Source organism: Edwardsiella anguillarum ET080813 (assembly GCF_000264765.2).
In the GTDB taxonomy this organism is placed as follows: Bacteria; Pseudomonadota; Gammaproteobacteria; order Enterobacterales; family Enterobacteriaceae; genus Edwardsiella; species Edwardsiella anguillarum.
In genome coordinates, this window is sequence record NZ_CP006664.1 from 2583369 (window position 1) to 2604020 (window position 20652).

At 62.2% G+C, this 20652-nt stretch carries 14 protein-coding genes; 10 read left to right on the forward strand and 4 right to left on the reverse strand.

What is annotated here, in order from left to right; translation table 11 throughout:
- Window positions 1-214 precede the first annotated feature (214 nt).
- From purL to ETEE_RS11635, 8 genes are all read left to right on the forward strand, one after another.
- Window positions 215-4105, forward strand: a complete 3891-nt coding sequence (purL, locus tag ETEE_RS11600; RefSeq protein ID WP_095666558.1) for a phosphoribosylformylglycinamidine synthase — start codon at window positions 215-217, stop codon at window positions 4103-4105.
- A gap of 469 nt (window positions 4106-4574) precedes the next feature.
- Complete coding sequence (locus tag ETEE_RS11605; RefSeq protein ID WP_034163247.1) at window positions 4575-5990, forward strand: sensor histidine kinase; 1416 nt, start codon at window positions 4575-4577, stop codon at window positions 5988-5990.
- An 8-nt stretch (window positions 5991-5998) separates the two neighbouring features.
- Window positions 5999-6721: a two-component system QseEF-associated lipoprotein QseG gene (gene qseG / locus ETEE_RS11610; RefSeq protein ID WP_227625185.1), complete on the forward strand. Its 723-nt coding sequence runs from the start codon at window positions 5999-6001 to the stop codon at window positions 6719-6721.
- A 3-nt stretch (window positions 6722-6724) separates the two neighbouring features.
- Window positions 6725-8065 (forward strand): two-component system response regulator GlrR, encoded by a 1341-nt coding sequence (gene glrR, locus ETEE_RS11615; RefSeq protein WP_034163249.1) that lies wholly within the window; start codon window positions 6725-6727, stop codon window positions 8063-8065.
- Window positions 8066-8215: 150 nt separating this feature from the next.
- Window positions 8216-9838: an NAD+ synthase gene (locus ETEE_RS11620; protein ID WP_034163250.1), complete on the forward strand. Its 1623-nt coding sequence runs from the start codon at window positions 8216-8218 to the stop codon at window positions 9836-9838.
- A gap of 13 nt (window positions 9839-9851) precedes the next feature.
- Window positions 9852-10190, forward strand: coding sequence for a nitrogen regulatory protein P-II (glnB, locus tag ETEE_RS11625; protein ID WP_005283058.1), 339 nt, complete (start codon window positions 9852-9854; stop codon window positions 10188-10190).
- A gap of 253 nt (window positions 10191-10443) precedes the next feature.
- Complete coding sequence (gene lpcA / locus ETEE_RS11630; protein ID WP_034163251.1) at window positions 10444-11025, forward strand: D-sedoheptulose 7-phosphate isomerase; 582 nt, start codon at window positions 10444-10446, stop codon at window positions 11023-11025.
- 44 nt (window positions 11026-11069) lie between these two features.
- Window positions 11070-11837, forward strand: coding sequence for a class II glutamine amidotransferase (locus ETEE_RS11635; protein ID WP_034163252.1), 768 nt, complete (start codon window positions 11070-11072; stop codon window positions 11835-11837).
- On the opposite strand, the gene dpaA is transcribed toward ETEE_RS11635, so the two are convergent.
- Window positions 11808-12530, reverse strand: coding sequence for a peptidoglycan meso-diaminopimelic acid protein amidase (dpaA, locus tag ETEE_RS11640; protein WP_034163253.1), 723 nt, complete (start codon window positions 12528-12530; stop codon window positions 11808-11810). The genes ETEE_RS11635 and dpaA overlap by 30 nt on opposite strands.
- Window positions 12531-12828: 298 nt before the next feature.
- Between dpaA and ETEE_RS11645 the strand changes: the two genes are divergently transcribed.
- Complete coding sequence (locus ETEE_RS11645) at window positions 12829-13881, forward strand: FAD:protein FMN transferase (RefSeq protein ID WP_034163254.1); 1053 nt, start codon at window positions 12829-12831, stop codon at window positions 13879-13881.
- Between the two features lie 57 nt (window positions 13882-13938).
- On the opposite strand, the gene ETEE_RS11650 is transcribed toward ETEE_RS11645, so the two are convergent.
- The 3 genes from ETEE_RS11650 to ETEE_RS11660 all read right to left on the reverse strand — a co-directional run bounded on the left by ETEE_RS11650 (window position 13939) and on the right by ETEE_RS11660 (window position 18777).
- Window positions 13939-15393 (reverse strand): amino acid permease, encoded by a 1455-nt coding sequence (locus tag ETEE_RS11650; protein ID WP_034163255.1) that lies wholly within the window; start codon window positions 15391-15393, stop codon window positions 13939-13941.
- Window positions 15394-15443: 50 nt separating this feature from the next.
- The gene (gene gadC, locus ETEE_RS11655; protein WP_034163256.1) at window positions 15444-16895 is read right to left on the reverse strand and encodes a glutamine/gamma-aminobutyrate antiporter GadC; all 1452 of its coding nucleotides are present in this window, start codon (window positions 16893-16895) and stop codon (window positions 15444-15446) included.
- A gap of 169 nt (window positions 16896-17064) precedes the next feature.
- A complete protein-coding gene (locus ETEE_RS11660; RefSeq protein ID WP_034163257.1) occupies window positions 17065-18777 on the reverse strand; it encodes a pyridoxal phosphate-dependent decarboxylase family protein in 1713 nt (570 codons plus the stop codon).
- A gap of 724 nt (window positions 18778-19501) precedes the next feature.
- On the opposite strand from ETEE_RS11660, the gene dinB reads away from it, so the two are divergent.
- Window positions 19502-20560 carry a DNA polymerase IV gene (gene dinB / locus ETEE_RS11665; protein WP_034163258.1) on the forward strand — a complete coding sequence of 353 codons (1059 nt, stop codon included), beginning with the start codon at window positions 19502-19504 and terminating at the stop codon, window positions 20558-20560.
- The last annotated feature ends 92 nt before the right edge of the window (window positions 20561-20652 follow it).

Below are 20652 nucleotides of genomic sequence, written 5' to 3' on the forward strand. Positions count from 1 at the left end.
CAATCAGGCAGGCGCATTTTGCTTAACAAAACGCCAGTGTGCAACTTTAACCGCATTATTGGGCAATAAATGAGCCGATCGCGCTCTTTACAAGAAAGGCTACGCAAACGGTTTCGTCGGCGCGGGAGATTCACTATAATGGCGCCCGGTTTCCCCCTGTTTCGCCCATTGAGGCGGCTGTAAACAGCTTCCTCGCAGACGAGAGAATCAAATCATCATGGAAATTCTGCGCGGCACCCCCGCTTTATCGGCCTTTCGTGTTAACCAGCTGCTGTCTGCCTGCCGCGACGCGTCCCTGCCCGTCGACGCGATTTACGCCGAGTACATTCACTTTGCCGACGTCAGCGCGCCGCTGGATCCGGCGGCGCACGATACGCTGCGCCAGCTGCTGACCTACGGACCGTCGCAGGCTGCCCGCCCGCAGTCAGGACGGCTGCTGCTGGTCACGCCGCGCCCGGGCACGATCTCTCCCTGGTCATCTAAGGCGACGGATATCGCTCGCCACTGCGGGCTGGCGCAGATCCGCCGGCTGGAGCGCGGTCTGGCCTACTACATTGAGGCTGGGGCGCTGGATCAGGCGCAGTGGCAGACGCTGTGCGATCTGCTGCACGATCGCATGATGGAGCAGGTCTTCACTGAGCTGGCGCAGGCCGAGCAGCTGTTTATGCAGCATACGCCGCAGCCGGTGCAGTCTGTGGATATCCTTGGCGGGGGGCGGACTGCGTTGGAGGAGGCCAACCAGCGCCTGGGGCTGGCGCTGGCGCAGGATGAGATGGACTACCTGCTCAACGCCTTTACCCGTCTGGCGCGTAACCCGAGCGACGTCGAGCTGTATATGTTCGCCCAGGCCAACTCGGAGCACTGCCGCCACAAGATCTTCAACGCCGACTGGGTTATCGACGGGCAGCCGCAGGAGAAATCGCTGTTCCAGATGATTAAAAACACCTACCGGCAGACGCCGGAGCATGTCCTGTCCGCCTATAAGGACAACGCGGCGGTCATGGAAGGCTCCGCGGTGGGCCGCTTCTTTGCCGACGCCGACAGCGGCTGCTATGACTTCCATCAGGAGCCGGCGCACATCCTGATGAAGGTGGAGACCCACAACCACCCGACGGCGATCTCGCCCTGGCCGGGGGCCGCGACCGGCTCCGGCGGGGAGATCCGCGACGAAGGGGCGACGGGGCGCGGCGCCAAGCCGAAGGCGGCGCTGGTCGGCTTCTCCGTCTCCAACCTGCGCATCCCGGGGTTCGAACAGCCCTGGGAGCAGGACTTCGGCCGTCCGGCGCGCATCGTCAGCGCGCTGAATATTATGACCGACGGACCGCTGGGCGGCGCGGCGTTTAACAACGAGTTTGGGCGCCCGGCGCTGCTGGGCTATTTCCGCACCTATGAGGAGCGGGTCGACAGCCATAACGGCACGGAGCTGCGCGGCTACCACAAACCGATCATGCTGGCGGGCGGCCTCGGCAATATCCGCGCCGAGCACGTGCAGAAGGGGGATATCGCCGCCGGCGACTGCCTGATCGTGCTGGGCGGTCCGGCGATGAATATCGGCCTGGGGGGCGGTGCCGCCTCGTCGATGACCTCCGGTCAGTCCGATGCCGATCTCGACTTCGCATCGGTGCAGCGCGATAACCCGGAGATGGAGCGCCGCTGCCAGGAGGTCATCGACCGCTGTTGGCAGCTGGGCGATGCCAACCCGATCCGCTTTATCCACGACGTGGGCGCCGGCGGTCTCTCCAACGCCATGCCGGAGCTGGTGAGCGACGGCGGCCGCGGCGGCCGCTTTGAGCTGCGCGACATTCCCAACGACGAGGCGGGCATGAGCCCGCTGGCGCTGTGGTGCAACGAGTCGCAGGAGCGCTATGTCCTGGCGGTGGCGCCGCAGGATCTGGCGCGCTTTGCCGCCATCTGCGAGCGTGAGCGTGCCCCCTATGCGGTGATCGGCGAGGCGACGGAGGCACGTGAGTTGATCCTGAGCGATCGCCACTTTGACAATCGTCCCATCGACATGCCTCTCGACGTGCTGCTGGGGAAAACGCCGAAGATGACGCGCACGGCGGAGACTCTGCGGGCCACGGGGCATGCCCTGGATCGCGCCGGTATCGTGCTGGCCGAGGCGGTGCGCCGGGTGATGCACCTGCCGGCGGTGGCGGAGAAAACCTTCCTGATCACCATCGGCGATCGCAGCGTGACCGGCATGGTCGCCCGCGATCAGATGGTGGGCCCGTGGCAGGTTCCGGTGGCCGACTGCGCTGTGACCAGCGCCAGCCTGGACAGCTACTACGGCGAGGCGATGTCGCTGGGAGAGCGCGCCCCGGTGGCGCTGCTGGATTTCGCCGCCTCGGCTCGCCTGGCGGTGGGGGAGGCGCTGACCAACCTGGCGGCCTGCCACATCGGCGATATTAAGCGGATCAAGCTCTCCGCTAACTGGATGGCGGCGGCGGGGCATCCCGGCGAGGACGCCGGCCTGTATCAGGCGGTGAAGGCGGTGGGTGAGGAGCTGTGTCCGGCGCTGGGGCTGACCATCCCGGTCGGCAAGGATTCGATGTCCATGAAGACCCGTTGGCAGCAGGAGGAACAGACGCGAGAGATGACCGCCCCGCTGTCGCTGGTGATCACCGCGTTCGCCCGGGTGGAGGACGTGCGGCGTACGGTAACGCCGCAGCTGCAGCCCGCGCAGGATAACGCGCTGTTGCTGATCGATCTGGGCGCCGGCCGCAACGCGCTGGGGTGCAGCGCGCTGGCGCAGGTGTATCGCCAGCTGGGGGATACGCCCGCCGACGTACGTGATACGGCGCAGCTGGCGGGCTTTTTTAGCGCCATGCAGGCGCTGGTGGCGCAGGGGCTGCTGCTGGCCTACCACGATCGCGGCGACGGCGGGCTGCTGGTCACCCTGGCAGAGATGGCCTTTGCCGGCCACTGCGCGCTGGATATCGATATCGCCGCGCTGGGCGACGACGCGCTGGCGGTGCTGTTCAGCGAGGAGCTGGGGGCGGTGATCCAGGTGGCGCGCCGCGATCTGGCGGCGGCGCAGGCGCTGCTGGCCGAGCACGGTCTGGCGGCGGTCAGCCACGAGATAGGTCGGGCGCTGCCGGGCGACCGCCTGCGGATCCAGCGCGGTGGACAGGCGGTGTATGACGAGAAGCGCTCTACGCTGCGCGCCTGGTGGGCAGAAACTACCTGGCAGATGCAGCGTCTGCGCGATAATCCCCTCTGTGCCGATCAGGAGCATCAGGCCAAGCTGGTGGAGGAGGATCCCGGTCTTAACGTGAGCCTGAGCTTCGATCCGCAGGAGGATATCGCGGCGCCCTTCATCGCCCGCGGCGCGCGTCCGCGCCTGGCTGTGCTGCGGGAGCAGGGGGTGAACTCGCACGTCGAGATGGCCGCCGCGTTCCATCGCGCCGGGTTTGAGGCGCAGGATGTGCACATGAGTGACATCCTTTCCGGGCGGACGATGCTCGAGCCATTCCAGGGGCTGGTGGCCTGCGGCGGGTTCTCCTACGGCGACGTGCTGGGCGCCGGAGAGGGCTGGGCCAAGTCGATTCTGTTCAACGCCCGCGCACGTGACCAGTTCGGCGCCTTCTTCCTGCGTCCGGATACGCTGGCGCTGGGGGTGTGTAACGGCTGCCAGATGATGTCTAACCTGCGTTCGCTGATCCCGGGCGCCGAGCTGTGGCCGCGCTTTGTCCGCAACGCGTCCGAGCGCTTTGAGGCCCGCTTCAGCCTGGTCGAGGTCAGCGACAGCCCGTCGCTGTTCCTACAGGGGATGGTCGGGTCGCGCCTGCCGATCGCCGTCTCCCACGGCGAGGGGCGGGTCGAGGTGCGCGATGAGGCTCACCTGACGGCGCTGGAGCAGCAGAGTCTGGTCGCGCTGCGCTACGTCGATAACGTTGCGCAGGTTACCGAACGCTATCCGGCCAACCCGAACGGCTCCCCCAACGGGATCACCGCGCTGACCACGCGGAGCGGGCGGGCAACGGTGATGATGCCGCATCCGGAGCGGGTATTCCGCACGGTGAGCAATTCCTGGCACCCCGCCGAGTGGGGCGAGGATGGCCCGTGGCTGCGCCTGTTCCGCAATGCGCGGCGCGCGCTGGGCTGAGCCGCGCGGCGGGATAGCAGGCGGCCTTCGGGCCGCTTTTTTTCTGCCGTTTCCCGCGCAGCGGTTGGCGCGGCGCTAGGATTGATCCTAATATTACAAAATATTAATCGTGGCCACTTTTTATTTTGGGTGAGTTATGTAACCATATTAGTGGTTGCTCATTCGGCCCTTTATGTCAGCGCCAGTCATGGCCGGCTCCATAAAACATCGAATGACGCCATTAGCACGGTGCCTACCGTCCGGAAATATCGATAACAGTCGCTTCGGCGCTTTATCAGGCACAGGACGACACGTTGAGTGAGGCGCCACCTATTCTGCCCTGTGCCGATAAGGCGCAGGCCGCGCGACGGGGCCGCTGCCCCGTCGGCACGCCATCAGGCCCGCCGGTTACCCGCCGCCGGGCTTTTCCCGTTATGGCCGTTCGGTTAGCCTGTGGCGACCCCCTTTGACCTTTGGGAGTGATGCCGTCATGCCGTGGCCCCTGTTTCCCCGTTCGCTGCGCCAGCTGGTGCTGTTGGCCTTTCTGCTGGTGCTGCTGCCCCTGCTGGTGCTGGCCTATCAGGCCTACCAGAGTCTGAATCACCTGAGCGCCCAGGCGGCGGATATCAACCATACCACCCTGAGCGACGCCCGCCGCAGCGAGGCGATGGCCGCACTGGCGCTGGAGATGGAGCGCAGCTATCGTCAGTACTGCGTGCTGGGGGATGAGACGCTGGCGGCGCTGTATCAGCGTCAGCACGCCCAGTACCGTCAGCTGCTGGAGCGCCACGCCGCGCTGCTGCCCGACGGCAGCGACTACGCGCAGCTGGATAGCCTGCTGCGGCAGCTGGCCGCGCCGCGCTGCGCAAACAGCCTGCCGCTGGCGAGCGCCGACGGCCAGCTGGCTCAGTTTTCCCGCGCCAACGGCGCGATGGTGCAGGCGACCCGTAACGTGCTGTTTGGCCGAGGTCAGCAGCTGCAGCAGGCGATCGCCGAGCGCGGCCGCTATTTTGGCTGGCAGGCGCTGGTGCTGTTTCTGGTCAGCGTACTGCTGGTGGCGCTGTTTACTCGTATGATCATCGGCCCGGTGAAGGGCGTAGAGCGCATGATCCGGCGCCTGGGCGAGGGACTGAGTCTGCAGGCGTGTCCCCCTTTTCGCGGGCCGCGTGAAATCCGTACGCTGGCGCAGCGCATTCTGTGGCTCAGCGATCGGCTGGCCTGGCTGGAGTCCCAGCGCCATGAGTTTTTGCGCCATCTCTCCCATGAGCTGAAGACCCCGCTGGCCAGCCTGCGGGAGGGCACTGAACTGTTGGCGGACGGGGTCGCCGGGCCGCTGAGCGCGGATCAGCGCGAGGTGGTGACGATTCTGGATGACAGCAGCCGTCGCCTGCAGGTGCTGATCGAGCAGCTGCTGGACTATAACCGCCGTCTGGCCGATGCGCCGCCGGAGTCCGCTCAGCTGGAGCTGGCCGCGCTGCTGGAGCGGGTGGTCGCCGCTCACCGCCTGCCAGCGCGGGCTAAGAATATCCAGACCCGCTACGCGCTGGATGAGACCCGCTGCCGCGCGCAGCCGGTGCTGCTGGAGCGGGTGCTGGAGAATCTCTATTCCAATGCGGTGCACTATGGCGCGGAATCCGGTACCATTTGGCTGCGCACTCGTAGGGACGGGGAGCATCTGGTGATCGAGGTCGCCAACAGCGGTACACCGATCCCGGCCAATGAGCACGCGATGATTTTTGAGCCTTTTTTTCAGGGGAGCCATCAGCGCAAAGGCGCCGTCAAGGGTAGCGGCCTCGGTCTGAGCATCGCCCGCGACTCGCTGCGCCGGATGCACGGCGATCTGCGCCTGATCGCCGACGATGAAGCCGACGTCTGCTTCCGCATTGAACTCCCGATAGCGAGATAACACCAAGCATGAGTATGTGGTTCTTACCCCCTCCGTTTCCCCCGATCTGCGGCCGTCTGCGGCGGCGACCGCCTGCTCTCCTGTGGCTGATGACGCTGCTGCTCGGCGGCTGTAGCCACGGCGGCGATCGCGCCGTGGAACCCTCCGGGGGGCGAACCTGCGCCGGTACGCCGGTGATGCGCGACTATCAGCACGCCGCCTGCGATGCGCTGTGGCAGGAGCACTCCCCCCAGGCGATGGGGAACGGCCTGTACTGGCTGCGCGCCATGACCTGCGCAGAGCGCCTGAACCGAACCCAGGCGCGGGCGCAGGCGCATCGGCTGGGCGGGGAAAGCTGGCAGGCGGCCCTGAAGCAGAGCCTGTTGGTGGGACGCACCGATCCTAGCGTAGCCGAACGCCGTCAGATCCTCGATCGCCTGGCGAGCCTGGACGGCCAGATCCCGCCGGCGCTGCAGCCCCTGGTGCAGCTGTGGCGCGCCCAGCAGGCGCAGGCGATCGCCCTGCAGGAGGAGCGGACCCGCTATCAGCGGCAGCTCTCCGCCAGCGAGACGCAGCTGGAGAGCCTGCGCGATGAGCGGCAGCTGCTGCAGGTGCGCCTGGATGAGACGCAGCGTAAGCTGGAAAACCTAACCGATATTGAACGTCAGCTGTCATCGCGTAAGCAGATGGTCCCGGAGGTGAAGGGAAGCCTCCCGGCGCCGGCCGGCGGCGACACGAGCAAGGAGCCCTAACGGATGACATCCGCCCACTCTGCCAGCCTGCTGCTGGTCGATGATGATCCCAGCCTGCTGAAGCTGCTGGGCATGCGCCTGAGCAGCGAGGGGTTTCGGGTAACGACCGCCGCCAGCGGCCAGGAGGCGCTGCGTCTGTTGGCCCGCGCTCCCATCGATCTGGTGATCAGCGATCTGCGGATGGACGAGATGGACGGCCTGGCGCTGTTCAGCGAAATCCAGCGGCGTCAGCCGGGGCTGCCGGTGATCATCCTGACCGCCCACGGCTCGATACCGGACGCCGTGGCGGCCACCCAGCAGGGGGTCTTCAGCTTCTTGACCAAGCCCGTCGATCGCGATGCCCTGTACCGCGCCATCGACGATGCGCTGGCGCAGTCGATGCCGCAGGGGGGCGATGACGCATGGCGTCAGGCATTTGTGACCCGCAGCCCGCTGATGCTGCGTCTGCTGGAGCAGGCGCGAATGGTGGCCCAGTCGGACGTCAGCGTCCTGATCAACGGCCAGAGCGGGACCGGCAAAGAGCTGCTGGCGCGGGCGATCCACAGCGCCAGCCCGCGCGCCGGAAAGGCCTTTATCGCCATCAACTGCGGCGCGCTGCCGGAGCAGCTGCTGGAGTCAGAGCTGTTTGGCCATGCCAAGGGCGCCTTTACCGGCGCCGTCAGCAGCCGTGAGGGGCTGTTTCAGGCCGCCGCCGGCGGCACGCTGTTTCTGGATGAGATCGGCGACATGCCCCTGACGCTGCAGGTGAAGCTGCTGCGGGTGCTGCAGGAGCGCAAGGTCCGCCCGCTGGGCAGCAACCGCGACCTCGATATCGACGTGCGCATCATCTCCGCCACCCACCGCAACCTGCCCAAGGCGATGGAGCTGGGGGAGTTTCGCGAGGATCTGTTTTATCGTCTCAACGTGGTCTCCCTGCGTCTGCCGGCGCTGAACCAGCGCCCGGAGGATATTCCGCTGCTGGCCGCCCATCTGCTGCGCCAGGCCGCCGAGCGCCATAAGCCGCTGGTGCGCGGCTTCTCCAGCGGTGCGATGACGGCGCTGATGAGCGCCAGCTGGCCGGGCAACGTGCGTCAGCTGGTCAATGTCATCGAGCAGTGCGTGGCGCTGACCACGGCGCCGGTGATCGGCGAGGCGCTGGTGGAGCAGGCGCTGCAGGGCGAAAATACGGCGCTGCCGACCTTTGTCGAGGCGCGCCACCACTTTGAGCTGCACTACCTGCGTAAGCTGCTGCAGATCACCAAAGGAAACGTGACCCATGCGGCGCGGATGGCCGGTCGCAACCGTACCGAGTTTTATAAGCTGCTGTCGCGTCATGAGCTAGATCCTAATGATTTCAAAGAGTAATCGTCTAATTTTCTCTCACGCGGCGGGTATCGCCCGCCGCTGCCGCTAAACAAAGTCGCCGGAATGATTTACACTCCCTGCGGATTTTTATCAGTCAGGCTGCGGTATGCCGCGTGCGGCGCCCTGCGGCATATCGGACAGTGAGTATTTATGAGTCGAACCCTCTCCATCGCACTGGCCCAGCTGAATCTGCTGGTCGGTGACATCGAAGGCAACGCCGAGCGTATGCTGGCCACCCTGGCGCAGCAACAGCAGGCGGGCGCCGACGTCGTGATGTTCTCTGAGCTGGCGCTCTGCGGCTACCCGCCGGAGGATCTGCTGTATCGCGATGATTTTCATCAGCGCTGTCAGAGTCAGCTCGCGCGTCTGCAGCAGGCCTCCGCCGGGATCGCCGTGATCGTGGGCCACCCGTGGCGCGACGGCGATCGCCTGTATAACGCCCTGTCGGTGTTTGCCGAAGGACGCCTGCTGGCCCGTTACTACAAGCAGTGTTTGCCCAACTACGGTGTGTTCGATGAGAAACGCTACTTTAGCGCCGGGGATACCCCGTGCACCGTCACCCTGAAGGGCTACCGCCTGGGGCTGCTGATCTGTGAGGACGTGTGGTTTGATGCGCCGGTCGATGCGCTGGCCGCCGCCGGGGCCGAGGTGCTGCTGACCATTAATGCCTCGCCATATAACCGCGAAAAGCCCTACATGCGCAATACCCTGCTGGCGGATCACTGCCGCCGCACCGGCCTGCCGCTGCTGTACCTCAATCAGGTGGGCGGGCAGGATGAGCTGGTGTTCGACGGCTGCTCCAAGGCCTTTGACGCCAACGGCGCGCTGACGCACCGTCTGGCCGCCTTCGACGAGCAGGTGACCCAGGTTCGCCTGGACGACGGGCGCCTGCTGCCGATGGCCTCGCCGGCGGCGGCGCTGCCACCGCTGGCGCAGATCTATCAGGCGCTGGTGCTGGCGGTGCGTGACTACGTCGGGAAAAACGGTTTCCAGGGCGCGGTGCTGGGGCTGTCAGGGGGGATCGACTCCGCGCTGACGCTGGCCATCGCGGTGGATGCGCTGGGCAAAGAGCGGGTGCAGGCGGTGATGATGCCGTTCCGCTACACGGCCGACATCAGCGTCGCCGATGCTCAAGCGCAGGCGCTGACGATGGGGGTCGAGTTCGACATCCTCTCCATCGAGCCGATGTTCGATGCCTTTATGGGACAGCTGGCGCCGATGTTCGCCGGTACCGAACGCGATACGACGGAGGAGAACCTCCAGGCGCGCTGCCGCGGCGTGGTGCTGATGGCGCTGTCGAACAAGCGCCGTCGTCTGGTGCTGACCACCGGCAACAAGAGTGAGATGGCGGTCGGCTATGCTACGTTGTACGGCGATATGGCCGGCGGCTTTGACGTGCTGAAGGATGTACCGAAGACGCTGGTGTTCCAGCTGGCGCGCTACCGTAATACCTTGACGCCGGCGATCCCGCAGCGGGTTATCGACAGGCCGCCCTCCGCCGAGCTGGCGCCGGATCAGGTCGATCAGGATAGCCTGCCGCCCTATGATATTCTGGATGCCATCCTGCAGGGCTACGTCGAACAGGACAAGTCGGTGGCGCAGCTGGTGGCCGACGGCTTCGATGAGGCGGTGGTGCGTAAGGTGATTCGTCTGGTGGATATCAACGAATACAAACGCCGTCAGGCCGCCGTGGGGCCGCGCATTACGGCGCGTAACTTTGGCAAAGATCGCCGTTATCCGATTACCTCCGGCTTTGGCCGCAAAAACTGGTGACTGAGGAGCTGTGATGAAAAAAATTGATGCGATTATTAAGCCGTTCAAGCTGGATGACGTGCGTGAGGCGCTGGCTGAAGTCGGTATTACCGGGATGACGGTAACCGAAGTCAAAGGATTTGGCCGCCAGAAGGGACACACCGAACTGTACCGCGGCGCGGAGTATATGGTGGATTTTCTGCCCAAGGTGAAGCTGGAGATCGTGGTGGCTGACGATATCGTCGATACCTGCGTTGAGACCATTATGCAGACGGCACAGACCGGCAAGATCGGCGACGGCAAGATTTTTGTCTACGACGTAGCGCGGGTCGTCCGTATTCGCACCGGCGAGCAGGACGAAGAAGCCATCTGATCACCGAGGCGCGGCGGCAGCCCCCGCTAGCGGCGCCTCCGTATCCGGCGCCGCCGACCGTTTACGCCTCCGTTCCCGCCGTGTCGCCTCCTTGCCCTCCGCGGGGCGGTATTTTGTTCGAGTATAATCATTTTTCGTTCGAAAAAGAAAATAGCGCCGCGCTGGGAAAGCGCGTCCGCCTTGCTTCTCGTCGCCTGGTCAATCCGTTACACTGCTAGGGTATCCGTATTGAACTCATTGATGAGGCGTGCCCATGTATCAAGATCTGATTCGTAGCGAGCTGAACGAAGCGGCGCAGACACTGAATAATTTCCTGGCCGATGAGGCCAACATCCTGGCCATCCAGCGGGCAGCTCAGCTGCTGGCTGCCTCCTTTAAGGCCGGCGGTAAGGTACTCTCCTGCGGCAACGGCGGCTCCCACTGCGATGCGATGCACTTTGCCGAGGAGCTGACCGGGCGCTATCGGGAAAATCGCCCTGGCTATCCGGCGATCGCTATCTCCGATCCCAGCCATCTCTCCTGCGTCAGCAACGACTTCGGCTATGACTATGTCTTTTCGCGCTACGTCGAGGCCGTAGGGCGGGAAGGGGACGTGCTGCTGGGGATCTCGACGTCGGGCAACTCCGGCAACATCATCAAGGCCATCGAGGCCGCGCGCGCCAAGGGGATGAAGGTGATCACCCTGACTGGGAAAGACGGCGGCAAGATGGCCGGCAGCGCCGACGTGGAGATCCGGGTGCCGCACTTCGGCTACGCCGATCGCATCCAGGAGATCCACATCAAGGCGATCCATATCATGATCCAGCTGATCGAAAAAGAGATGGCGTCAGCCTGACGGTAATGGGGCAGGCGGCGCCTGCCCCGCGATAAGGAGCGGCAATGTGTGAACTGCTGGGCATGAGCGCCAACGTGCCGACGGATATCTGCTTTAGCTTTACCGCGCTGGCGCTGCGCGGTGGCCGTACCGGTCCACACAAGGATGGCTGGGGGATCACCTTTTACGAGGGGAAAGGCTGTCGGACCTTTAAGGATCCGCAGCCCAGCCACAGCTCACCGATAGCCCGCCTGGTGCGCGAGTACCCGATCAAATCCTGCGCCGTCGTCTCCCATGTGCGTCAGGCTAACCGGGGGGCCGTCTCGTTAGAGAATACCCATCCGTTTACCCGCGAGCTGTGGGGGCGTAACTGGACCTTCGCCCATAACGGACAGCTTGAGGACTATCTGTCGCTGCCGACGGGGATGTATTGCCCGGTAGGGCAGACCGATAGCGAATACGCCTTTTGCTGGCTGCTGCATCGATTACGCGAGCGCTATCCGACGGAGCCGGAGAGTGCCCCGGACGTGTTCCGCTTTATCGCCGAATGCGCCGATGCGCTGCGCGCGCGCGGGGTGTTTAACATGCTGCTGTCGGACGGTCGCTATGTGATGGCCTACTGCAGCACCCATCTGCACTGGATCACCCGGCGCGCGCCGTTTGGCAAGGCGACGCTGGTGGATGAGGATGTGGCGATCGATTTTCAGGCCGAAACGACGCCGAACGACGTCGTCTCGGTGATTGCGACCCAGCCGCTGACCTGCGATGAGTCCTGGCAGCGCATCGCGCCGGGGGAGTATGTCCTATTCTGCCTGGGTGAACGCCAGGCGTGACGGCGCATCGCTGCCCGGCAGCGGAGCGTTGACCACGTAGCGGCCATCCTGCACGTTGACCTGCGGCGGCAGCGCATGCTGGGCAAAATACTGATAGCCCGGCTGCAGCTGGCGCCAGAAGCCGATGTAGCTGGAGTTACGGTGGCGCTGCATGTTTCTGTCGGTCATCCGGAACGGATAGATATTGATATTGACCAGCGTCTGGCCGCGGCGGAAGGCGCTCTGTACATAGCGATAAATTTCCGAGATGCCGTCGTTGGTCATGGCATAGCAGCCGACCGATACGCAGTCGCCGTGGATCATCAGGTATTTACCGGAATAGCCGTGGGACTGATCGAAGCTGTTCGGGTAGCCGATGTTGATGGCCTGATAATAGCGGCTATCGGGCTTCAGGTGACGGGCGTCGATTTGGTAGAAGCCCTCCGGGCTCTTAAAGTCCCCTTCGGTGCGCTTGGGACCCAGACCGCCGGAAAACTTACAGATCGGGAAGCTTTTTACCAGCTGGTATTTGTCCTGTACTTTGGCATACAGCTCCAGCTGACGCTCTTCCTTGAAGATTTGAATATAGACCTGCGATCCCAGCAGACTATTGACGCCGCTGCGCGGCGTAGTACCGGACTCACTGGCGGACGATTTGCACGCCGCCAGCGGCAATGCCAGGCATATCGCCAGCATGGCAACTATCTTACCCATTTAAGACCCTGTCAAAGAGAGTAATACCAAGAATTTTTAGGATAAGGTCGATTGACGCTCCCCAAAGTGGGCACAGTGTAATCCAGAGCCGAAGGGCATCGTGAGCGTTTTTTTTGTTCACGGCGAGGAAAGCGATGCGGCGGTGTCTCACGCTCTTTTTTTATAACCAGAGGTGTGAATTCCCCCGCTGATTATATCTATTTTACAGGATTGGACGCCGACGGGGCCTTGTCCTCATAATGTGCGCCATTGATCAACGGTGCGCCGCGTGGCGCACCCCGTAAGACAGGCTATAGGCATGATGAAACATCTCTCAACCGGACGCGGGCTGACGGCCCGCTTTCTCGCGCTGCTGACGGCGGCGCTGCTGCTGAGCGGCTGCGGCCCGACCCAGGTGGATCTCACCGGGAAAACCATGGGCACCTACTATGCGGTTAAATATGTCGGCGTGGACGGCGCCCCGGCGCCGACGGTGGTTCAGGCGGAGATCGACCGTCGCCTGGAGCGGGTCAACGATCAGATGTCCACCTATCGCCCCGGCTCGGAGCTGAGCCGCTTTAACCAGAGCCGCACGGTGGGCGTGCCGTTCCCGGTATCGGCGGACACGGCGCGGGTGGTGAAAGAGGCGCTGCGCATCAACAAGCTGACGGACGGCGCGCTGGATGTCACCGTGGGGCCGCTGGTCAATCTGTGGGGGTTCGGCCCGGAGGGGCGGCCGGATCGTGAGCCTGCGGCGGCGCAGATTGCGCAGCGCCGCGCCTGGGTCGGCATTCAGCACCTGTCGCTGCAGGGCAATGCCCTGGTGAAGGATATTCCCCAACTGTACGTTGACCTGTCGGCGATCGCCAAGGGGTATGGGGTGGACGTCGTCGCCGAATATCTGCAGTCGCTGCATATTGAGAACTATATGGTCGATATCGGCGGCGAGGTACGCACCAATGGGGATAACGGGGAGGGCGTGCCGTGGCGTATCGCCATCGAAAAACCCTCAACCGATGCCCAGCAGCGGGTGCAGACGATCATCCAGCCGGGACGGATGGCGATAGCGACCTCCGGCGACTATCGCAACTATTTTGAGCAGGATGGCCAGCGCTTTTCCCACGAGATTGACCCCAATACCGGGCGCCCGGTAACGCACCGTCTGGCCTCGATCACCGTGCTGGCGCCGACCTGTATGACCGCCGATGGCCTGTCCACCGGGCTGTTTGTGATGGGGCCGGATCGCGCCATGGCGCTGGCCAATCAGATGAATATCCCCATCTATATGATCGTCAAGGGTGAACACGGCTTTGAGGAGCGCGCCTCGGCAGCCTTTGACGCCTATCGGGCGCCGAGCCCGAGCCAACCCTAGCCGCGGCGCCATCTCCACGGGCGCGGATACCACGCCCCTGTCGCATTCTCAGCTCGCCTAGACGCCGGCATGGGGCTGGCCGCTGTGCGCCGTGCTGCGCTGGCTGTAGGCGTGCAGCAGCAGGGGCAGCGCCACAAAGGCGGCGGTGCCGCCCAGCAGCAGCAGGACGTAGCGCGCCGGTGAGCCGACCGGGATCTGATCCGGTGGGATAAAGCTCAGCACAAAGGCCAGCAGGGCGGCGACCAGTCCGACGCCGGCCACCAGCCAAACCCCGGCGTTGCCACCGGGGATCCGATAGGGACGCGGCGTATTGGGCTGGGTGTAGCGCAGGGTGATCACCGCCGCAAACATCAGGATATACATCAGCAGATAGAGAATGGCAGCCAGCTGGCCCAGGATTTGAAACGCGGCCTGCACGGACGGCAGGCAGACCAGCATGATCGCCATCAGGGTAACGATGGCGCCCTGCAGCAGCAGAATATTGCGCTGTACGCCGCTGCGGTTGCTTTGCTGCAGCAGCGACGGCAGATACCCCTCTCGCCCCACTTCAAACAGGCCGCGCGATGGTCCGGCGACGATCACCGTGACCTGTCCCAGCACCCCGACGGCGACCATCAGCGCGACCACGTGGCCGAGCCAGGGGACGCCGAGCGAGCTAAACAGCAGGTCATAGGCTACCAGCAGGCTCTGTACCAGGTTGATGCGATCGGCGGGGATCAGTGCGCTGATGGTCAGCGTACCTAGCACCAGTACCACTACGGTCAGCAGCGCACTGATCCCGATAGCCAGCGGATAGTTACGCGATGCGTTGTTCAGCTCGCGTACGTGGACGGCGTTGATCTCCATCCCGGAGTAGAACAGAAAGACGCTGGCGGCCAGCACTAGGTTATGCAGATGGGTAATGTTGGGAAACAGCGCGTCCCACCCCAGAGTAAAGTGCACCGGGTTACCGCGGGCGATGTAGAGGATGCCGCAGCCGATCAGGATCGCCGCCGGGATCAGGGTCCCGATCATCCCGGCGATGGCGCTGATGCGTGACGCCGAGCGGACGCCGCGCAGGTTAATCCAGGTCGCCAGCCAATAGACGACCAGCACGACGCCCAGCGTATAGACGGCGTTGGAGGCCAGATGGGCGTCGGCGCCGGGGAGGGGCAGCGCATAGGCCAGCGCGACGGCGGTAAAGATCAGCATGGTGGGAAAGCAGATGGTGGTTGCCAGCCACTGTAGAAAGATGGCCAGCAGGCCATAGCGATCGCCAAAGGCCTGGCCTATCCAGCGAAAAACCCCGCCTTTCTGTGGCCAGCCGGTGGCCAGCTCGGCGGCGCACAGGGAGACCGGCACCAGGAAACACAGGGCGGCGAACAGATAGAGAAAGACGGCGGCCAGCCCGTACTCGGCCTCGGCCGCCAGTCCGCGCAGGCTGACCACGGTGGTAATGTTCATCATGGCGAAGGTGCCAGCCCCTAGGCTCACCGCCGCCAGCGCAGGCTTGCTGCTCGATTGCGAATTCATGATAAGGCACTCACGCTAAAGGGCCGCACGGGGCGGCCCGGGTGTGGCGGTTACTGCCGATCGGCGTTGGCCGGTTGCCAAGAGGGCTTGCGGCAGGCGTAGACAATCAGCGGAATAACGAAGAAGCAGACCGATCCGATCATCAGGATCAGGATATAGCTGCCCGGATTACCGACCGGGATCTGGGAGGGGGGAATGAAGCTGAGGACGAAAGCCACCAGGGAGCCGATAAAGCCGGCGCCGGCGATAACCCACATCCCCAGCGCACCGCCGGGGACCCGATACGGACGCGGCGTGTTGGGCTCTTTATAGCGTAGGTAAATTGCGGCGGCGAACATCATGATGTACATCAGCAGATAGAGGATGGTCGCCAGCTGTCCCAGGATCTGATAGGCGGACTGCACGGAGGGCAGCACCACCAGCAGAACGGAGATGATGCTGACCACGATGCCCTGGAAGATCAGAATGTGCTGCTGCACGCCGTGGCGGTTGGTCTTCTGTAAAAAGGGCGGCAGATAGCCGGAGCGGCCGACCTGCAGCAGACCGGTGGACGGGCCCGCGACGATGGCGGTAATTTGCCCCAGCACCCCGAACGCCAGCATGGCGGCCAGAACCTCGCCCAGCCAGTGCAGGCCAAAGTGGTCGAACAGCGCGTTATAGGCGATGAGCAGGCTCTGCACCAGGTTGATTTGCTGTTTGGGGATCAGGGTGGCGATACACAGGGTGCCGAAGACAAAGATAACGACGGTGGCGACGGCGGCGCTGATGATAGCCAGCGGATAGTTGTGCGACGGGTTGTCCACCTCGACCACGTGGACGGCGTTGATCTCCATCCCGCCGAAGAACAGGAAGATGCTGGAGGCCAGCACCAGATTGTTCAGGTTAGTCAGGTCGGGGAAGAAGTCGGCGGCGCGTGCCACAAAGTGCACCGGATTACCGTTGAGGACGTATACCAGCGTCAGCACCATCAGGATGATGGCCGGGATGATGGTCCCGATAAGCCCGCCCAGCGTCGCCAGCTTGGCGGAGGATTTAATTCCGCGCAGGGCGACCAGGGTGGCCAGCCAGTAGACCAGCAGCAGGATCACCACGGTATACAGCCGGTTGGCGGCCAGGTGGGAGTCGACGTCGGGGTGCGGCCCGATGAAGGCCAGCGACACGGCGGCGAAGATCAGCACCGTAGGAAACCAAATGGTGGTCGCCACCCACTGTAGATAGATGGCGACGAACCCCCAGCGGTGGCCAAAGGCTTCACCGATCCAGCGGAAGACGCCGCCTTTCTGCGGCCAGCCGGTCGCCAGCTCGGCGGCCACCAGTGAAACGGGAATTAAAAAGAAAACGGCGGCAAAAAGATAATAGAAGGCGGATGTAATACCATACTCGGCTTCGGATGGCAGACCACGTAAACTGACCACCGTGGTGATATTCATGATTGCCAGCGTCATAATGCTGAGCTTGGCGGAAGGTTTCCCTTGCGTCGTGGAGTCCGATGTGGAGGCCATAAATGCTCCTTGATAAAACCTGATTTATGCGTGTTTCATGGGTCAGCGATGCGAAAATAAAGAGGCATATAGGCCGGGATAACCCGGCCTGTGCATATATTGATGGCGGTGTCCTGCGGCGGGTTATACGCATCGATATGATGCCCCGTCGCGGAACAGTCGCGTGGCATTATTTAATGCCAAGCACCTCATTACGTGCGGCAGTGACGCAATCTACAACGTGCTGCATAATTTCATGGGTTAAATGAACATTCATCGGATACACTTTCAGGGCAAATACGGTTGCATCCGGGTCGTGCGCGTCGCGGTTATATTCAGTCACCCGGAAGCCGGTGCTGAAGCTCATGTACGGAGTATATTGTCCGTTGATTTTCTTACCGCTACGGAACCACTCGTAAAGTTTATTACCGACGTCCATGGTTAGTTTGTTATTGGCGATCAGCTGAGATTTGTAGGACGGATCGCTGAGCTCATGCTGATATTGCTGATGAGCCATAACGCCTTCCGGGTAAATACGGAACAGCGTTACCAGGCTGTAGTCATCGGGGTTGACGCAGACGGTGGCGGCATTTTCATGCAGCAGGTTACGCAGGTAATACTGGTTCTCCAGAATCCCGCCCATGATGGCCTGGAAGCCCTCATAGCCGAAGTATTTCATCGTGGCCCAGCCAGCCAGCGCGCCGGTCGCCGCACGGGAGACCTCCAGCGTGTAGTCCAGCGGGTTGTACGGGGAGCGCGGCTGCAGATAGGCGGAGCCCGGACGTTTCAGGATGCTTTCAAACTCCTCTGCGTTGCGGTAGGTGAAGCAGCTGCTGGCGTAGGGGGTAAAGCCGGCTTTATGGAAGTCAAAGCCGATAGCATCAGCGTACTTCATGTCCTGCAGCGCGCGGCAGTTGGCCTCGATGAACGGCAGCAGCTCTTCGGTGAACTGCAGCGGGTTCTTGGCAAAATCATATTTCTTAAAGGCCAGCCATGACCAGCTGGTGACGGCATCGCAGTACAGCAGCGCCTTGCCGTAGGGGGCGGCGTTGGGGTATTGATCCAGCAGCTTACGTACCCCGCCCACCGGGTCAAAGGCGTTAGCGTCGGTGGTCCCCATGGTACATACCACGGAGGCAACCGGGATTTTCTTGGCCTGCAGCGATTTCAGCACCGCCTCCAGGTCGTTCAGATCCATCGCGTTGGTGTCAGGATCGGTCTTGATGCGGATGATGTTGTCCATCCCCAGGCCCATCCAGTCGGTGCTGTTCAGCATCGTGTAGTGTGCCTGCTGAGAGCACAGCACCTTGGCATCGGTACGGACGCCGCTGTGGCGGGAGTTCGGCAATACGCGGGTCAGCGCATATTTAACATGGTAGGTCCAGCAGCCTGAGCCGCCGTAGGTGTACAGACAGCCGGCGTGTTTGGCGTCCCAGCCGACCATGTTGGCCAGCATCCCGGCGCTTTCCAGCTCGGCGCGGTGAACGTTCCAGGAGTATTCCCCTTCCAAAATATTCGGGGAGAAAATTTCTGACATCACGGCCGCGATAATAGAGGCGGTATTCGCCTGCGGGATCACGTTACACATGGTCAGCGGATGGCCCCAGTTAGGCAGCCCTTCAAACAGAGCGCTGGTATCAGCAATGACCTGGTCGCTGCTACTCATTTTATCGGCCATTTCAATGTCTTTGACTTTATCGAAATCGATAGTCAAAGCCGGATTCTGTCCCAAATAGGCGGGGCCGCCGTCGGCAGGACGTAGCTTATTCAGCTGTTCAATGGCTTTGGCTATCGATTTGGTTAAAGGATCATGATCGTCACTGAATGCAGACGGAAATGCAGAGCGCATCTCTTCGCGGTATTTTGTCCACTGTTTGTCATTATTACAGTTACACGTTTTCATTTTTAATGTCCTTGATATGGTCTCTATCACGTGAGTGATAAGCCGTAGACCCATTTTTCGCTGGTATGACATCACAGCGCAAAGGAAAACGACTCAGGGAATGTCACTAAAGCCTATATTGCATGTATTAACTCTGTTTTCTGGAAACAAAAATCCCAGCTGTATTAAAACAGCGTGTTGTACTGTGTTGAGCGCGTTGATTAAAATAAATCATGCTTGGCTCAGCTAACGTTTTTAATTCTAGCACCGCAGCTGCAGTCATCATGAAATAAAGAGTGTAAACACGACAAAAAGCCGATCGCGATGTAAAGTGGGCCAATCCTTTTATAATACAAATTGAACTATATTGTGAGTGTACTATTACGTGATGGTCATCCCAATTGTGGCGCAATATCATGATTATGCAAATCCTGTGCCTGAATATTTAAACGCTTTTGGTTGCTAGTTTCGTATGAAACAGAGTTGGTGATATATGAAACATTATGCAATGGTTGTTTTTAATTATTATGAATGATAATTGTGCTGAGGATATTTTGCGTATATTTAATATCACCCTGCTGTAATTAAAACGTGCTTAGAGTTTAACGGCGTCATTATTTATGAACGGACGGGAACGGTTTTCCCGGCAGGCCATGCCCCACCGCCTCCTCACGATAGCGCGACGGTTGAATCGACTCAATTGTGCTGTATACTTATACAGTGCAACTGAGGCGTGGGCAGGCTGATGGGTAAGATCATTCACATCGATATGGACTGTTTTTTTGCGGCGGTCGAGATGCGGGATTTTCCGGCGCTGCGCGAGGTGCCGCTGGCCATCGGCGGCAGCGGCGAGCGGCGTGGCGTGATCAGCACCGCCAACTATGCGGCACGGCGCTACGGTGTCCGCAGCGCCATGCCGACGGCGCAGGCCCTGAAGCTGTGCCCCCATCTGATGCTGCGTCCAGGGCGCATGGCGGTGTATAAGAGCGTCTCTGGTGAAATCCAACGCATCTTTCAGCGTTACACCCCGTTGGTCGAGCCGCTGTCGCTGGATGAGGCCTATCTGGACGTCAGCGACTGTCCGCTGCACCACGGCTCGGCCACGCTGATAGCCCGGCAGATCCGCGCCGATATCGCCGCCGAGCTGCGGCTGACGGCCTCGGCCGGCGTCGCTCCGCTGAAGTTTCTGGCGAAAATCGCCTCTGACATTAACAAACCCAACGGCCAATATGTGATCCCGCCGGAGCAGGTCGATGCCTTTGTTCAGGCTCTGCCGCTGGCGAAGATCCCCGGCGTGGGGAAGGTGACCGCCGCCCGTTTAGCCGAGCTGGGGCTGCATACCTGCGCCGACGTGCGCGCCTACGATCTGGCCACGCTGCTGCGCCGCTTCGGCAAGTTTGGCCGCGTGCTGTGGGAGCGCAGCCTGGGGCGCGATGAGCGCGAGGTCAACCCCGCTCGGCAGCGTAAATCGGTAGGCGTGGAGAAGACGCTGGCGCAGGATATCGGCGACTGGGCGGCATGCCGTCAGCTGATCGAGCAGCTGTATCCCGAGCTAGAACGGCGGCTGGCCAGAGTCCAGCCGGATCTGCGCATTGCCCGCCAGGGGGTAAAGCTCAAGTTTGCCGACTTTCAGCTGACCACGCAGGAGCACGTTTACCCCTATCTGGATCGGGACGATCTGCTGGCGGTGGCGCGGCAGGCGTGGGATTTGCGCCGCGCCGGACGCGGCGTGCGTTTGGTGGGGCTGCATGTGATGCTGCCCGACCCCGGGCAGCAGAAGCAGCTGTCGCTGGACATTCTTTGAGCCCGGCGCGGCTTTATCGTCGTTCTTGCGGGCGCTTCAAACTTTTATGACACCATTGCTTTTATAATTCCGTCGGTTGACCCTAAAGGAAT

Coding starts and splice junctions, on each gene's coding strand:
- ETEE_RS11650 (WP_034163255.1), bottom strand. CDS start 15,393: ATGAATTCGCAATCGAGCAGCAAGCCTGCGCTGGCGGCGGTGAGCCTA.
- glnB (WP_005283058.1), top strand. CDS start 9,852: ATGAAAAAAATTGATGCGATTATTAAGCCGTTCAAGCTGGATGACGTG.
- ETEE_RS11620 (WP_034163250.1), top strand. CDS start 8,216: ATGAGTCGAACCCTCTCCATCGCACTGGCCCAGCTGAATCTGCTGGTC.
- ETEE_RS11660 (WP_034163257.1), bottom strand. CDS start 18,777: ATGAAAACGTGTAACTGTAATAATGACAAACAGTGGACAAAATACCGC.
- glrR (WP_034163249.1), top strand. CDS start 6,725: ATGACATCCGCCCACTCTGCCAGCCTGCTGCTGGTCGATGATGATCCC.
- ETEE_RS11635 (WP_034163252.1), top strand. CDS start 11,070: ATGTGTGAACTGCTGGGCATGAGCGCCAACGTGCCGACGGATATCTGC.
- ETEE_RS11605 (WP_034163247.1), top strand. CDS start 4,575: ATGCCGTGGCCCCTGTTTCCCCGTTCGCTGCGCCAGCTGGTGCTGTTG.
- dpaA (WP_034163253.1), bottom strand. CDS start 12,530: ATGGGTAAGATAGTTGCCATGCTGGCGATATGCCTGGCATTGCCGCTG.
- lpcA (WP_034163251.1), top strand. CDS start 10,444: ATGTATCAAGATCTGATTCGTAGCGAGCTGAACGAAGCGGCGCAGACA.
- ETEE_RS11645 (WP_034163254.1), top strand. CDS start 12,829: ATGATGAAACATCTCTCAACCGGACGCGGGCTGACGGCCCGCTTTCTC.
- dinB (WP_034163258.1), top strand. CDS start 19,502: ATGGGTAAGATCATTCACATCGATATGGACTGTTTTTTTGCGGCGGTC.
- qseG (WP_227625185.1), top strand. CDS start 5,999: ATGAGTATGTGGTTCTTACCCCCTCCGTTTCCCCCGATCTGCGGCCGT.
- gadC (WP_034163256.1), bottom strand. CDS start 16,895: ATGGCCTCCACATCGGACTCCACGACGCAAGGGAAACCTTCCGCCAAG.